Below are 13,090 nucleotides of genomic sequence, written 5' to 3' on the forward strand. Positions count from 1 at the left end.
CGCCTCCGGGCATGAGGCTCAAGACCTTCGCCGCGTTCACGGCCCCCGCCATCATCCTGATGGCGGGGCTCCTGATCGTGCCGCTCATCACCACGCTCGTCTGGAGCTTCCAGAACGTGCCGGTCGGCCAGCCCGGCGTCTTCAACGGCATCGCGAACTACGTCGAGATCTTCACCGACCGCCGGTTCGGCCGCGACGCCGCCTTCACGATCACGTACGCGATCGTCATGACGGTCGCGAAGCTCATCGTCGGCTACGGCATCGCGCTGCTGCTCAACCGCATCGAGCGCGGGCGCATGGTCATCCTCGGGCTCCTCATGGCGAGCTACGTGGTGCCCACCGTGATCGGCGCGCTCAACTTCTCCTGGCTCTTCAACGACATCTTCGGCGGCGTCGTGAACCAGGGCCTCGCCGTGTTCGAGATCCACGTGGACTGGCTGACGGAGACCGGGCCCGCCCGCGTGCTCATCGGCCTGCACGCGCTCTGGCACGAGACGCCGTTCGTGATCCTCGTGCTGCTCGCCGGCCTCCAGACCCTGCCCGAGGAGCCGCTCGAGGCCGCGCAGCTCGACGGCGCCGGCTGGTGGCAGCGCCAGCGGTACATGATCATCCCGCTGCTCGCGCCGCTGTTCTCCTTCGTGACGCTGATCAGCCTGATGGACAGCCTCAAGGTCTTCGACTCGATCCGGATCATCACCCCGGCCGCCGGCAGCGTCGGCACCGAGTCGCTCATGGTGTTCGTGTACCAGGTGGCCCTCGGGGAGTCGTACCGGCTGGGGGTGGCGAGCGCGGTGAACGTGGTGACCATCCTCATCACGCTCGTGCTGCTGATCCCGTTCCTCCGACAGACCTGGAAGGGGGCGCGGGCCGCATGACCGCATCCACTCCGCTCGTGCCCACCGGCCGCCGCCGCGCCCCCGGGGACGTGCGCACCCTGACCGCCCGGGAGCGTCGCCGCCGCGAGGCGCTCGGCTCCCTGTGGGCCGGGGCCGCGCTCGTCGTGATCGTGCTCATCTCCCTGAGCCCGTTCCTCTGGGCCCTGCTGACGGCGATCAAGCCGTTCCAGGACGCCTTCACCAACCCGCCCACGTGGGTCTTCGAGCCGCGCCTGGACGCCTTCGTCGACCTCTGGCGCGGGACCCGGTTCGCGGCGGTGCTCGTGAACACGTTCATCGTGGCGCTGCTCACCGTCGTGGTCGCGCTCGCGGTCGGCGCTCCCGCCGCGTACGCGTTCGCCCGGTACGCCGGGGTGATCGGCCCGCTCCTCCTCGTGCTGGCCGTCGTCCTCCGCACGATCCCGCGGTTCGCCGTGGTGCTGCCCTTCTACGAGATGAGCCAGGCGCTCGGGATCTACGACACGAACGTGGCGCTCACGGCCGCGCTCGTGGCGGTGAACATGCCCTTCACGCTGCTGCTGCTCGTCGGGTTCTTCCGCGACATCCCGACCGAGCTCGACGAGGCCGCGATGATCGACGGCTGCAGCCGCTTCGGCGCGTTCCGCCGCGTGATCGTGCCGCTCATGGGCCCGGGGCTCGTGACCGCGGGCGTCTTCACGCTGCTCGTCGCGTTCCAGGAGTACCTCGTGGCGCTCACGCTGACGCAGAACCAGGCCGTCACGATCCCCGTGTTCATCGCCGCGCAGAAGGGCGCCGACGACATCTCGACGTACCAGACGCTCGCGGCGGCCAGCATCGCGCTCGTGATCCCGGTGGTCCTCATCGCGGTCTTCGCCCGGAAGTACCTCGTGGCCGGGCTCGGCGGCGGCGCCGTCAAGGGGTGACCGGCGCCGACGGGTGGTGGCGCAGCGCCGTCATCCACCAGGTGCTCCTCCGCAGCTTCGCCGACGGGGACGGCGACGGCGTCGGCGACCTCGCGGGCCTCCGGGCGCGCCTGCCGTACCTGGCCGAGCTCGGCGTCGACGCGATCTGGGTGAACCCCTGGTACCCGTCGCCCATGGTCGACGCGGGGTACGATGTCGCCGACTACCGCGACGTGGATCCGGCGTACGGCACCCTCGCCGACGCCGAGGCGCTCATCGTGGAGGCGCACGCGCTGGGGCTCCGGGTGCTGCTCGACATCGTCCCGAACCACACCTCCGACGCGCACCCCTGGTTCCGCGGCGCGCTGGCCGGGGACGCCGGCGACCGCGCGCGGTACCTGTTCCGCGAGGGCCGCGGATCCGACGGCGAGCTGCCCCCGAACGACTGGGAGAGCTGCTTCCGCGGGCCCGCGTGGACGCGCACGACCGACGCCGACGGACGCCCCGGCGCCTGGTACCTGCACATGTTCGCCCCCGAGCAGCCCGACCTCGACTGGACGAGCGCCGAGGTGCGGGCCGAGTTCGTCGACGTGCTCCGCTTCTGGTTCGACCGCGGCGTCGACGGCTTCCGCGTCGACGTCGCGCACGGCCTCGCCAAGGCGCCCGGCCTGCCCGACGGCCTCGGCGCCGACCGCCGCACGGAGGCGCACCCCGGCTGGGACCAGGACGAGGTGCACGACGTGTACCGGGAGTGGCGCCGGGTCGCCGACTCCTACGATCCGCCGCGGGTCTTCGTCGCCGAGGCGTGGGTCGCCCGGCCCTGGCGCCTGCCCCTGTACCTGCGGCCCGACGAGCTGCACACCGCGTTCGAGTTCGAGCCGCTGCACACGGCCTTCCGGGCCGCACCCTGGCGCCGCGTCATCGACGACGGCCTGGCGAAGGCGCGGGAGTCGGGCGCGCCGAGCGCGTGGGCCCTCACCAACCACGACGTCGTCCGCCAGGTGACCCGGTACGGCCGGGAGCAGCCCGCGGTGCGCGCCTCGAACGAGGAGCAGCGGGCGCGTTTCGGCGTGGATCCGGTCGACCACGACCTCGGCCGCCGTCGCGCCCGCGCCGCCGTCACGATGACCATGGCGCTCCCCGGCGCCGCCTACGTGTACTCCGGCGAGGAGCTGGGGCTGCCCGAGGTGGAGGGCCTGCCCGACGCGCGCCGGGTGGATCCCATCCACCACCGCTCCGGCGGCACCGACCCCGGACGGGACGGCTCACGCGTGCCGCTGCCGTGGTCGGGGAGCGCGCCACCCTACGGCTTCACGACCGCCGGCGCGGACGCGGACGGCGACCCCGCCGAGCCGTGGCTGCCGCAGCCGGACGCCTGGGCGGAGCTGACGGTCGAGCGCCAGGAGGCGGATCCCGCGTCCACCCTGCGGCACTACCGGCGGCTCCTGGCGGCCCGCCGCGCCCTGATCGTGCCGACGGAGCCGCTCGTCTGGCTGGACGCGCCGCCCGACGCCCTGGCCTTCCGCCGGGGCGACCTGCAGTGCTGGGTCGCCTTCGGGACGGATCCGGTGCCCCTGCCGACCGGGTTCCGCGTCGTCATCAGCTCGACCGGCGACGTCGACGGGATGCTGCCGCCCGACACCGCCGCATGGCTGGTGCCCGACGGGTCACGGTGACGGCGGGGCGCGCGAGCGGATCCTCCGACCCCGGCCCTGCTCCGCTCCCCCGCGCTACCGTCGGGGCATGCGCCTGATCCTCATCCGCCACGGCCAGACCAGCTCCAACGTGGCCGGCGTCCTCGACACCCGCGTCCCCGGGCCCGGGCTCACCGACCTCGGGCGCACGCAGGCGGCGCTCCTGCCGGAGACGCTGCGGGACGAGGCGATCGGCGCCCTGCACGTCTCGACCATGCGGCGCACCCACGAGACCGCCGCGCCGCTCGCGCACGCGCTCGGCCTCGCCCCCGTCGAGCGCGCCGGGATCCGCGAGATCGGCGCGGGCGGCCTGGAGATGCGCGGCGACCGCGCGGCCGTCGAGGAGTACCTGGACACGATGATCCGCTGGGTGGCCGGCGAGGACGAGCGGCGCCTGGCGGGCGGGGAGACGGGGCGCGAGTTCGCCGCGCGGTTCGACGAGGTCGTCGCGGAGGCGGAGCGCTCGGGCCACGGCACGGTCGCGCTCGTCAGCCACGGCGCCGCCATCCGCTGCTGGTCGGGGATGCGGGCCCGCGGCCTCGACGCGGCCTTCGTCGCCGACCACGCGCTGGAGAACACGGGCGTCGTGATCCTGGAGGGCTCGGGCCGCGACTGGACCCTCGAGTCCTGGGAGGGCGAGCCCGCGAGCGGCGTCGGCGAGGACGCCCCGTCCGGCCCGACGGGCGGGACGACGGCCTAGGCGGGCTCCGCCGTGGCGGGCCGCTCCCCGATCGACGACTGGAACCGCACCAGGTAGCCGTCGGGATCCTGCACGAGGAACTGGCGGACGCCCGCCTCCTCGTCGCCGATCCGGTACCAGGTCGTCTCCGGCTCGAGGAAGAGCGCGACGCCCGCCGCGGCGAGCGACTCCGCGACGACGTCGGCGTCCTCGACGGCGATCTGGAAGTTGATCCCCCGCCCGTACGGCCGCTCCAGCGGCCCCGTCACCCAGTTCCGGATGATGCCCGCCTGCTCGAGCATGAGGTGCGCGCCGCCGCGCGCGATGTACGCGAAGCCCTCCGCCGGGCGGTCGTAGCGCACCGCGAAGCCGCAGAGGTCGCGCCAGAACACGAGGCTCGCGGCGAGGTCCGTGACCAGCAGCTCGGGGACCAGGTCGGGCTCGTCGTCGGGATCCATGCGGCCATGCTCGCAGACGGATCGCGGGCCGGAGCAGCGCCGGCCCCCGTCACGCGAGCAGGTGCTCGGCGACCGGCCATCCGTTCACGACGACGTGCGCGGCGATGATCGCGGGCAGGTTCCGATGCCGCCACCACAGGATCCCGAGCAGGAGACCGAACGACCCCTGCGCGACGACGACGCGGGCCACGTCCAGCACCGGGGCGCCGGTGCCGTGGGAGGCCAGGTGCATGAGCGCGAAGGCCAGCGACGCGAGGGCGATGCCGGGCGCAGGGCCGAGCGACGCCTCGAGCCGCGTCTGCAGCCACCGCCGGTAGAAGAGCTCCTCACCGATCCCGGCGGTCAGCGCCGTCGCCACCGCGGCGACGAGCAGCGTCGAGGTGTCGACGCCGCCCAGGTCCGGCCGCGGGTTCCACGGGGCGACCTGCGACAGGAGCGCCCACACCACCACGACGACGGCCGGCGCCCACCAGCGCCCGGCATCGCGGACGCGGTCGATGCGGATGCCGCGCAGCACGCCGACCACGACGGCGGGGAGGGCGATCAGCATGACGGCCTTCAGGAGCACGTAGCCCTCGCTCCGCGCCAGCCCGAGCGCTCCCACCGCGAGCGGGAAGGCCGCGGCGAGCACCAGCAGGATCCACGTCGCCGCCCGGTGCCGCGCCGGCGCGGACACGATCGCGGGCTGCTCCGGCATCCGTCGCGGCAGCATCAGCGTGAGGGCGATGCCCACGGCTGCGGGCAGGAGCACCGCCCACCACGGGACCGAGGGCGCACCCGGATCCGCCGACGTCGGCGCCCCGTCGGGCTCGGCGACGAGGACGATCCCGAGCGCCAGCACCCCGAGGGCCGCGCAGAGGACGAGGACCGTGCGGCCGAGGATCCGGTGATGCACGCGCACGCTCATGCGCGCCCCGGCGCCGGCTGCCCGCCATGCCCCTCGCCGCGGAAGCGGGCCGGGACGAAGCCCGGGAAGTCCTCGCCGATCCCGCCGGGCTCGGCGAAGCCGTCCACGAACGCGGTCGCTTCGGCGATCAGCTGCTCGGGGGTCAGGTGCCCGCCCCCGATGGTGAACCCGTACGTGCCGCCCGCCGGTCCGGTGAGCCAGGCGAGGTCGTACGTCGGGGTCGCGCCCCTCGGCTCCCGCTCGGCGATCCGCCACCGCTCCCCGAGCACCGTGACCTCGAACGCCTCCATGCCCCGAGCCTACGGACGTCCGCGCCCACCGCCCAGCGGTCGGCCCGGCGGTCACCCCGACGCGGCCCGTTACCGTGGACGGATGATCTCCACGCTCCCGCCCACCGCCGAGCTGCACCTGCACGTCGAGGGCACCCTCGAGCCCGAGCTGGTGTTCGAGCTGGCCGAGCGCAACGGCGTCGACCTCCCCTACGCGGGCATCGAGGACCTCCGCTCGCGCTACGCCTTCACCGACCTGCAGTCCTTCCTCGACCTCTACTACGCGTGCACCGCGGTCCTCCGCACGCGCCGCGACTTCCACGACCTCGCCGCCGCGTACCTCGAGCGGGCCGCGGCCGACGGCATCCGGCACGTGGAGATGTCGTTCGACCCGCAGGCGCACACCACCCGGGGCGTGCCGGTCGACGACGTGCTCGACGGCCTGCTCGACGCCCTCCGCGACGCGCGCGTCCGCCACGGCATCTCGGGCGGCCTGATCCTCAGCTTCCTCCGCGACCGCCCGGTGGAGGAGGCGATGGCGACGCTCGAGTCGGTCGCCGGCCGGGCCCACGAGCTCCTCGCCGTCGGGCTCGACTCCGCCGAGGTCGGCTACCCGCCGTCCCTGTTCGTCGACGTCTTCGCGCGCGCCCGCGAGCTCGGCCTGCACGCGGTCGCGCACGCGGGCGAGGAGGGTCCGCCCGCCTACATCCACGAGGCGCTCGACCTGCTGCACGTCGAGCGGGTGGATCACGGGGTGCGCTGCCTCGAGGATCCCGCGCTCGTCGACCGGCTCGTCGCCGAGCGGATCCCGCTCACCGTCTGCCCGCTCTCGAACGTGCGCCTCGGCGTGAACGAGACGCTCGACGAGCACGCCCTCCCGGAGCTCCTCGCCCGCGGCGTGCTGGCGACCGTGAACAGCGACGACCCCGCGTACTTCGGCGGCTACCTGGGCGAGAACCTCCGCCAGCTGCGGGCCGCGCACGCCTTCGACGACGACGCCATCGCGCTCCTCGCCCGCAACTCGTTCGAGGCGTCGTTCCTGTCCGACGAGCGCCGCGCGGAGCTGCTGGCCGTGGTGGACGCGTGGCGGGCGTCCGCGCTCTGACGCCGGGCCAGGCGGCGTGCTGCCTCCGGGTGCCGCCTCGACGGGACGACCGGCGCCGCGTCCGTGGTTGCCTAGGAGCATGACGCCGCACGAGGATCCCGGGAGCAGCCGCTCCGTGATCATCACGATCGGGGACGAGGAGCTCGTCATCCGCCACAAGTACGAGGTCGCGAGCATCGCCAACGACATCATGGTCGCCGCGTGGTTCGTCGCCGGCAGCCTCCTCTTCTTCTCCGAGTCGACCACCACGGCGGGGACCTGGCTGTTCCTCGTCGGCAGCATCCAGCTGATGATCCGGCCGCTCATCCGCCTGGGTCGCCGGGTGCACCTCACCCGCATCGGGTCCCGTGCGCCCGGAGACACGGGACGCGACTTCTGACGTCCCGGGTCGGCCCACGACGGCGGCGTCGGCCGTCGCACTGTCCGCGTCGAGCAGGCAGGATCCGGCGAGGAAGACGAGCCGCGCGTCAGCGCGCGCCGCGGCGGGCGCGGTCGGCATCGCTCGGACCCGCACGACTGGGGGCCACGCCGACCGGGCCCGCGAGCCCCGGGCTACCCTCGCCGGATGCCTGATTTCGTGCGCTTCCAGAGCGCCGCCCCCAATCGCCGCGGCACCTTCCCCGGCGTCTTCGCGCTCGCGAACGGCCTGCGTGACGATGGCCGCCTGTCCGAGGAGGAGATGGCCTGGATCGCGGCCTCGAACGCGCACATGAACGCGACGTACGCGGATCCGTCCAGCGTGGTCCCCGACTGCTACGACCGCACGCTCAACCCGCGGGCGCGCGCCTGGTTCCGCGCTGGCTCCGTCGACCTGCTCCGCGTCACGCGCGCGTACCTCGACCTCCTCGACCGGCACGACGTCCCCTGGCACGAGCTGCGCACCCGCACGCCCGGCCGCATCGTGTACGAGGACGACGTGCAGGTCGTCGCGGTGCCGCACACGCACGACGAGTGGCCGTTCCGCTGACCGTGCCGGATCGCGACGGCGCTCAGATCCCGCGCGCCGCGCGCGCCGCCCGCGCCCGGGCGAGGATCCCCTGGATCACCGCGGTCTTCGCGTCCGCGTAGGCGTCCATCGTCTCCCACCGCCGGATCATCAGCTCCCGCTTCGTGCGCTCGTAGAGGTCGCGATCGGCGTCGTCGCAACGCAGCCGGTCGCGGAGCAGCAGGTAGGCCTCGACCGCGGGAGCGCCCTCCTCGTACACGTGCACGTGGACGTCCCGCGCGGGCGTGCGCACGAGTCGGTGCCCGGGCTCGCGGACGCGCAGCTCGTAGCCCGCGGCGACGAGCTCCGCGACGTGGTCCTCCTCCGCCGTGATGTCGGCCACCACGAGCACGACGTCGACGATGGGCTTCGCGGCGAGGCCCGGCACGGAGGTCGAGCCGATGTGCTCGACGGCGAGCGCCGCGTCACCCACGGCATCGAGGATCCGCCGCCGATGCTCGAGGTACGCCTCCGCCCACGCCGGGTCGTGCTCCTGCAGCCCGACGGTGAGCGGCGGCTGCCCGCCCACGACCTCCACGGTCGTCACGTCGGGTCGGCGGCGATCGCGGTCGTCCATCACCGGGACATCCTGGCGGGCCTCCGCGAGCCAGGACCCGGCTTCGCCGACCCCGGCGCGGGCGGACGCGGCGCCCGGACCGCGACAGCCGCGCCGACCGACGCCAGCACCAAGCCCGCCCCGAGGGCCTGCACCGGCGACAGCGACTCGCCCGACCAGCACAGCCCGATGGCGACGGCGACGAGCGGGCTGAGCAGCCCGAGGAAGGCGGGCACGCGTGCCGGGAGCGCGCGCACGCCGCGGAACCACAGGAGATAGGCGAGCGCGGTCCCGACGAGCGCCAGGTACGCGTACCCGGCGACGTTCACCGGCGTGAGCGGCGCGGTGGGCAGCGGCTCGCAGGCCGCAGTGAGCGCTGCGAGGAGGAGCCCGCCCGCGAGGAGCTGCCACGACGTGGTCACGAGGGGCGGGTGAACCGAGCCCCATCGCTTCGCGAGCACCACGCCCACCGCCATGCAGAGCGCGCCCGCGACAGCTGCGACGACACCGGTCGCGTCGAGTCGCGCGTCGGCCCGGAGGACGATCAGGGCGACGCCCGCCAGGCCGACGATCCCCGCGAGGACCACGCGCACCGGCAGCCGATCCCGCAGCACCCACGCGGCGAGCACGGAGACCAGCAGCGGCTGGATCCCGCCGATCACCGCCGCGACGCCGCCCGGCAGCCGGTCGGCCGCGATGAACAGGAACGCGAAGAACGCGCCGATGTTGAGCGCTCCGAGGACAGCGGAGCGCCACCACCATGCGCCACGCGGCAGCTGGCGGCCGATCGCGAGAAGTACCAGCCCGGCGGGCAGCGCTCGGAGCGTCGCGGTCAGCAGCGGATGGCCCGGGATGAGGAAGGCAGTGGAGGTGGCGTAGGTCGTGCCCCACAGTGCGGGCGCGATGGCCGTCAGGAGGACGAGGCGGAGTCGGTCGGTGAGCACGGAGCCAATGTAGCTCAGTGCTTAGCTAGTAGGGTGGGCGGCATGGATCACGTGGATCGCATCCTCGAGCAGTGGGGTGTCGAGCGCCCCGACCTCGACCCGTGGCCCATGGCCGTCATGGGGCGGCTCGCGCGGGCTGCCGGAGTTCTCTCCGCCGAGCTCGACCGGACCTTCGCGCGCCACGGGATCGACGCATCGACCTTCGACGTGCTCGCGACCCTCCGGCGTCAGGGCACGCCCCATCGGCTGGCTCCGGCGGTGCTCGCGCAGGAGTCGATGATCACCACCAGCGCCGTCGCCCAGCGCCTCAACCGCCTGGAGGCGCTCGGCCTCGTGACCCGGCACCCCCGCCCCGAGGACGGGCGCGGCAAGCTCGTCGAGCTCACGGCGGCGGGCCGGGAGCTCGTCGACCGCGTGCTCCCCGACCACCTCGCCACGGAGGAGGCGCTGCTCGCCCCGCTGGACGCCCGGGAGCGCCGGACGCTCGCAGAGCTGCTCGGCCGGCTCGGTCCGACGAGCGCCTAGGCCACTGCGCCGCGGGTCAGCCGAACGACACGTGCTGCGTGATCCACGCGTGCATCACGACCGCGGCCGCCGCCGACGCGTTGATGGAGCGGGTGGATCCGAACTGCGAGATCGCGACGGTCATGTCGGCCGCCGCCACCGCCTCGTCGCTGAGGCCCGGGCCCTCCTGGCCGAAGACGAGCACGCAGCGCTCCGGGAGGCGCGTGGTCTCGAGCAGCACGGATCCGTCGACGTTGTCGATCGCGATGATCGGCAGGCCCTCGCCGCGCGCCCACTCCACGAGGTCGGCGATGGTGGCGTGGTGCACGACGTGCTGGTACCGGTCGGTGACCATCGCGCCGCGCTTGTTCCAGCGGCGGCGGCCGACGATGTGCACGGTGTCGGCCGCGAACGCGTTCGCGCTCCGCACGATCGACCCGATGTTCATGTCGTGCTGCCAGTTCTCGATGGCCACGTGGAACGGGTGCCGGTGCTGGTCGAGGTCGGCGACGATCGCGTCCATGCGCCAGTAGCGGTACCGGTCGATGACGTTGCGGGTGTCGCCGCGCTCGAGCAGCTCGGGATCCAGGTGCGGCTCGTCCGGCCACGCCTCCGGTCCGCCGGGCCACGGGCCGACGCCGTGCGTGGAGAGCTCGACCGTCGGCGTCGGCTCGGGGGCCTCGGAGTCGGCCATCAGATGTAGATCGCCGGGTCGACGAAGAACGCGGGATCCACATGCGCATCGGGCGCGCGCCCGGCCCGCTTCCCGGTCTCGACCGCGGGGATGCCCGTGAGCACGGATCCCGCAGGCGCGTCCTTCACGACGACCGCGTTCGCGCCGATGACGCTGCCCGCGCCGATGGTGATAGGCCCGAGCAGCTTCGCGCCGGCGCCGATCGTGACGCGTTCGCCCACCGTCGGGTGCCGCTTGCCGTGCACGAGGCTCTTCCCGCCCAGCGTGACGCCGTGGTACATCAGCACGTCGTCGCCGATCTCGGCCGTCGCGCCGATCACGACGCCCATGCCGTGGTCGATGAACAGCCGTCGCCCGATGCGCGCGCCCGGGTGGATCTCCACCCCGGTCAGCGCCCGCCCGGCCTGCGCGAGGAGTCGCGCCGCCAGACGGATCCGCCGTCGCCAGAGCGCGTGCGACACCCGGTGCAGCCACACGGCGTGCAGGCCCGGGTAGCCGAGCACCATCTCCAGGTACCCGCGCGCGGCCGGGTCGTGGGCGCGCGCCGAGCGGAGGTCCTCGACGAGGCGGGCGACGACTCCCACGCCTAGTCGCGCAGGTCGTCGAACAGCACGGTGGAGAGGTACCGCTCGCCGTAGTCGCACACGATCGCGACGATGGTCTTGCCCTTGCTCTCGGGGCGCTTCGCGATCTCGAGCGCGGCCCACACGATGGATCCGGACGAGATGCCGCAGAGGATGCCCTCGTCGGTCGCGAGCGCGCGCGAGACGCGGATGGAGTCCTCGAGCGAGACGTCGACGACCTCGTCGTAGACCTCGGTGTCGAGGATCTCGGGCACGAAGTTCGCGCCGATGCCCTGGATCTTGTGCGGGCCGGGCTTGCCGCCGTTGAGGATGGGCGAGTCGAGCGGCTCGACCGCGACGATCTGCACGCCCGGCTTCCGCTCCTTGAGCACCTGGCCGACGCCCGTGATGGTGCCGCCCGTGCCGACGCCCGCGATGAACACGTCGACGGCGCCGTCGGTGTCCGCCCAGACCTCCTCGGCCGTGGTCTCGCGGTGCTTCTGCGGGTTGGCCGCGTTCGCGAACTGCTGCGCCCAGATGGCGTTCGGCGTCTCGGCGACGATCTGCTGGGCCCGCTCGACGGCTCCGCGCATGCCCTCGGGCCCGGGCGTCAGGACGATCCGCGCGCCGTACGCCCGCAGCACCAGCCGGCGTTCGATGCTCATGGTCTCGGGCATGGTGAGGATGACCGTGTACCCGCGCGCCGCGCCGACCATCGCGAGCGCGATGCCGGTGTTGCCGCTCGTGCCCTCGACGATGGTGCCGCCGGGCTTCAGCTGGCCCGACGCCTCGGCCGCGTCGATGATGGCGACGCCGATGCGGTCCTTCACACTGGACGCCGGGTTGTGCGACTCGAGCTTCACGAGCACGGTCGCGTCGAGCCCCTCCGTGAGCCGGTTGAGCCGGACGAGCGGAGTGCCGCCGACCAGCTCGGTGATGTCGTCGTAGACGCGACCTGCCATGGGTTCCACCTTCGTCGTGATCCTGATCGGTGCGGGGCCGGGCCGCGCGCACCTGCTCGTCGTCGAGCCTATGGGAGCGCAACCGCGCGTGACGCGACGGCATTCCAGGGCGGGCGGACGGTCTGCCCGGGCATCCTGTGGAGGAGCCCGTCACCGCCGGCGTCGCCCGAGCGAGGATTCGCGCGACAACCCCGAGGCGATCCCGCGGCGTCCGTCATCCGCACCCGAACCGGGATCCCTCCTGCTCACGAAGGAGAGACATGCCCATCCCCGCGCGTCCACTCACGATGATGCTCGTCGTCACCGCCGCCTCGCTGGTCGGCGCGATGACCGCCGCCCTGGGAGCCGCTCCCAGCGCAGTCCCGCACGCCGCCGCCGCGCATCAGGCAGCGGTCGCACGCGCGAGCGTCGACTCCGTCGCCCGGACGGCCCCGGCTATCAGCCGCGCTTCCACCCCCGCCATGACCGACGCCGACCTCGACGGCCTCGTCGCCGTGCTCGATGCCCTGCCCGACGACATCAAGTCGGCAGATCCCCGCACGACACCGGACTACGAGCACCGCCTGGGTCAAGCCATCGACCGGGTGACCGCATCGTCGCGCATCGACACATCGATGCGGTCCTCGACGCCAGACGATGCGCTCTCGCCTATCGGCACGGGACGCGCCGTGCACGCAGCGGATCTCCGCAGCGCCGCTCCCACGGTTCGACTCGCCATCGACTGGATCGCCTGCGGCGCAGCCGTGGCAGGTGTCATCGCCCAATACGGCCTGCCCGTGTTCTAGGTGGTCGGTTGGATCCGGGAGGCGCGCGAGATCTACGGCAGCGTGCGAGGCATCATCGAGGCGCTGAACACGGGTGCGTTGGCTCAAGAGATCCCTGGCGAGGCAGCCGAGCTGATCACCACGCTCCTGGGCTTCGACGGAGTGGTGGCCGCGTGCTTCAGCCCCGCCTCGCTGGAGGCCTGAGATGTCCGATGAGATAGCGGGTGACCCGGTCCGGCGGAACCCT

General features: G+C 73.4%; 18 protein-coding genes. 10 read left to right on the forward strand and 8 right to left on the reverse strand.

Translation table 11 applies throughout. The features are described from left to right. The first annotated feature begins 11 nt into the window (after positions 1 to 11). The 4 genes from ACMT9T_RS07000 (at position 12) to ACMT9T_RS07015 (ending at position 4,153) form a co-directional block, all read left to right on the forward strand. Entirely contained in the window at positions 12 to 875 is an 864-nt protein-coding gene (locus tag ACMT9T_RS07000; protein WP_414744866.1) for a carbohydrate ABC transporter permease, read from the forward strand. After that, positions 872 to 1,780: a carbohydrate ABC transporter permease gene (locus tag ACMT9T_RS07005; RefSeq protein WP_116053104.1), complete on the forward strand. Its 909-nt coding sequence runs from the start codon at positions 872 to 874 to the stop codon at positions 1,778 to 1,780. Before ACMT9T_RS07000 ends, ACMT9T_RS07005 begins: the two co-directional genes overlap by 4 nt. Then, positions 1,777 to 3,435, forward strand: a complete 1,659-nt coding sequence (locus ACMT9T_RS07010) for a glycoside hydrolase family 13 protein (RefSeq protein WP_414744867.1) — start codon at positions 1,777 to 1,779, stop codon at positions 3,433 to 3,435. The genes ACMT9T_RS07005 and ACMT9T_RS07010 overlap by 4 nt, the downstream gene beginning before the upstream one ends. A 67-nt stretch (positions 3,436 to 3,502) precedes the next feature. Further along, on the forward strand, positions 3,503 to 4,153 hold the full coding sequence (locus ACMT9T_RS07015) for a histidine phosphatase family protein (protein ID WP_414744868.1): 651 nt from the start codon (positions 3,503 to 3,505) through the stop codon (positions 4,151 to 4,153). Here ACMT9T_RS07015 and ACMT9T_RS07020 read toward each other — a convergent pair. Genes ACMT9T_RS07020 through ACMT9T_RS07030 form a run of 3 tightly spaced genes read right to left on the reverse strand, consistent with a single transcriptional unit; the run spans position 4,150 to position 5,787 of the window. Continuing rightward, positions 4,150 to 4,590 (reverse strand): bleomycin resistance protein, encoded by a 441-nt coding sequence (locus ACMT9T_RS07020; RefSeq protein WP_414744869.1) that lies wholly within the window; start codon positions 4,588 to 4,590, stop codon positions 4,150 to 4,152. The two genes, ACMT9T_RS07015 and ACMT9T_RS07020, sit on opposite strands and share 4 nt — an antisense overlap. 49 nt (positions 4,591 to 4,639) lie before the next feature. Continuing rightward, positions 4,640 to 5,485, reverse strand: a complete 846-nt coding sequence (locus ACMT9T_RS07025; RefSeq protein ID WP_414744870.1) for a CPBP family intramembrane glutamic endopeptidase — start codon at positions 5,483 to 5,485, stop codon at positions 4,640 to 4,642. Positions 5,486 to 5,493: 8 nt separating this feature from the next. Further along, entirely contained in the window at positions 5,494 to 5,787 is a 294-nt protein-coding gene (locus ACMT9T_RS07030; RefSeq protein WP_414744871.1) for a hypothetical protein, read from the reverse strand. 82 nt (positions 5,788 to 5,869) lie between these two features. Between ACMT9T_RS07030 and ACMT9T_RS07035 the strand changes: the two genes are divergently transcribed. The 3 genes from ACMT9T_RS07035 (at position 5,870) to ACMT9T_RS07045 (ending at position 7,838) form a co-directional block, all read left to right on the forward strand. Beyond that, on the forward strand, positions 5,870 to 6,871 hold the full coding sequence (locus ACMT9T_RS07035) for an adenosine deaminase (protein WP_414744872.1): 1,002 nt from the start codon (positions 5,870 to 5,872) through the stop codon (positions 6,869 to 6,871). Positions 6,872 to 6,950: 79 nt separating this feature from the next. Further along, complete coding sequence (locus ACMT9T_RS07040) at positions 6,951 to 7,250, forward strand: YrhK family protein (RefSeq protein WP_414744873.1); 300 nt, start codon at positions 6,951 to 6,953, stop codon at positions 7,248 to 7,250. Between the two features lie 186 nt (positions 7,251 to 7,436). Beyond that, complete coding sequence (locus ACMT9T_RS07045) at positions 7,437 to 7,838, forward strand: hypothetical protein (protein ID WP_414744874.1); 402 nt, start codon at positions 7,437 to 7,439, stop codon at positions 7,836 to 7,838. A 22-nt stretch (positions 7,839 to 7,860) separates the two neighbouring features. Here ACMT9T_RS07045 and ACMT9T_RS07050 read toward each other — a convergent pair whose 3' ends face one another. Both ACMT9T_RS07050 and ACMT9T_RS07055 read right to left on the reverse strand, forming a co-directional pair. Further along, entirely contained in the window at positions 7,861 to 8,433 is a 573-nt protein-coding gene (locus tag ACMT9T_RS07050) for a GrpB family protein (protein ID WP_414744875.1), read from the reverse strand. Continuing rightward, positions 8,433 to 9,356, reverse strand: a complete 924-nt coding sequence (locus ACMT9T_RS07055; protein ID WP_414744876.1) for an EamA family transporter — start codon at positions 9,354 to 9,356, stop codon at positions 8,433 to 8,435. Before ACMT9T_RS07055 ends, ACMT9T_RS07050 begins: the two co-directional genes overlap by 1 nt. 42 nt (positions 9,357 to 9,398) lie before the next feature. On the opposite strand from ACMT9T_RS07055, the gene ACMT9T_RS07060 reads away from it, so the two are divergent. Continuing rightward, complete coding sequence (locus ACMT9T_RS07060; protein WP_414744877.1) at positions 9,399 to 9,881, forward strand: MarR family winged helix-turn-helix transcriptional regulator; 483 nt, start codon at positions 9,399 to 9,401, stop codon at positions 9,879 to 9,881. Positions 9,882 to 9,897: 16 nt separating this feature from the next. Here ACMT9T_RS07060 and ACMT9T_RS07065 read toward each other — a convergent pair whose 3' ends face one another. From ACMT9T_RS07065 to cysK, 3 genes are read right to left on the reverse strand one after another with little or no spacing between them, the layout of a single operon-like run. Next, positions 9,898 to 10,554, reverse strand: a complete 657-nt coding sequence (locus ACMT9T_RS07065; RefSeq protein WP_414744878.1) for a TrmH family RNA methyltransferase — start codon at positions 10,552 to 10,554, stop codon at positions 9,898 to 9,900. Further along, positions 10,554 to 11,138: a serine O-acetyltransferase EpsC gene (gene epsC, locus ACMT9T_RS07070; RefSeq protein ID WP_414744879.1), complete on the reverse strand. Its 585-nt coding sequence runs from the start codon at positions 11,136 to 11,138 to the stop codon at positions 10,554 to 10,556. The genes ACMT9T_RS07065 and epsC overlap by 1 nt, the downstream gene beginning before the upstream one ends. A gap of 2 nt (positions 11,139 to 11,140) precedes the next feature. After that, positions 11,141 to 12,079 carry a cysteine synthase A gene (gene cysK / locus ACMT9T_RS07075; protein WP_414744880.1) on the reverse strand — a complete coding sequence of 313 codons (939 nt, stop codon included), beginning with the start codon at positions 12,077 to 12,079 and terminating at the stop codon, positions 11,141 to 11,143. Positions 12,080 to 12,339: 260 nt separating this feature from the next. Between cysK and ACMT9T_RS07080 the strand changes: the two genes are divergently transcribed. Both ACMT9T_RS07080 and ACMT9T_RS07085 read left to right on the forward strand, forming a co-directional pair. Next, complete coding sequence (locus tag ACMT9T_RS07080; RefSeq protein WP_414744881.1) at positions 12,340 to 12,864, forward strand: hypothetical protein; 525 nt, start codon at positions 12,340 to 12,342, stop codon at positions 12,862 to 12,864. Further along, positions 12,865 to 13,047, forward strand: a complete 183-nt coding sequence (locus ACMT9T_RS07085) for a hypothetical protein (protein WP_414744882.1) — start codon at positions 12,865 to 12,867, stop codon at positions 13,045 to 13,047. The last annotated feature ends 43 nt before the right edge of the window (positions 13,048 to 13,090 follow it).

The sequence above is a fragment of the Clavibacter vidaverae genome (genome assembly GCF_047529985.1).
Taxonomy (GTDB): Bacteria; Actinomycetota; Actinomycetes; order Actinomycetales; family Microbacteriaceae; genus Clavibacter; species Clavibacter nebraskensis_A.

Coding starts and splice junctions, on each gene's coding strand:
- ACMT9T_RS07000 (WP_414744866.1), top strand. CDS start 12: ATGAGGCTCAAGACCTTCGCCGCGTTCACGGCCCCCGCCATCATCCTG.
- ACMT9T_RS07005 (WP_116053104.1), top strand. CDS start 872: ATGACCGCATCCACTCCGCTCGTGCCCACCGGCCGCCGCCGCGCCCCC.
- ACMT9T_RS07015 (WP_414744868.1), top strand. CDS start 3,503: ATGCGCCTGATCCTCATCCGCCACGGCCAGACCAGCTCCAACGTGGCC.
- ACMT9T_RS07020 (WP_414744869.1), bottom strand. CDS start 4,590: ATGGATCCCGACGACGAGCCCGACCTGGTCCCCGAGCTGCTGGTCACG.
- ACMT9T_RS07030 (WP_414744871.1), bottom strand. CDS start 5,787: ATGGAGGCGTTCGAGGTCACGGTGCTCGGGGAGCGGTGGCGGATCGCC.
- ACMT9T_RS07035 (WP_414744872.1), top strand. CDS start 5,870: ATGATCTCCACGCTCCCGCCCACCGCCGAGCTGCACCTGCACGTCGAG.
- ACMT9T_RS07040 (WP_414744873.1), top strand. CDS start 6,951: ATGACGCCGCACGAGGATCCCGGGAGCAGCCGCTCCGTGATCATCACG.
- ACMT9T_RS07045 (WP_414744874.1), top strand. CDS start 7,437: ATGCCTGATTTCGTGCGCTTCCAGAGCGCCGCCCCCAATCGCCGCGGC.
- ACMT9T_RS07050 (WP_414744875.1), bottom strand. CDS start 8,433: ATGGACGACCGCGATCGCCGCCGACCCGACGTGACGACCGTGGAGGTC.
- ACMT9T_RS07060 (WP_414744877.1), top strand. CDS start 9,399: ATGGATCACGTGGATCGCATCCTCGAGCAGTGGGGTGTCGAGCGCCCC.
- ACMT9T_RS07065 (WP_414744878.1), bottom strand. CDS start 10,554: ATGGCCGACTCCGAGGCCCCCGAGCCGACGCCGACGGTCGAGCTCTCC.
- cysK (WP_414744880.1), bottom strand. CDS start 12,079: ATGGCAGGTCGCGTCTACGACGACATCACCGAGCTGGTCGGCGGCACT.
- ACMT9T_RS07080 (WP_414744881.1), top strand. CDS start 12,340: ATGCCCATCCCCGCGCGTCCACTCACGATGATGCTCGTCGTCACCGCC.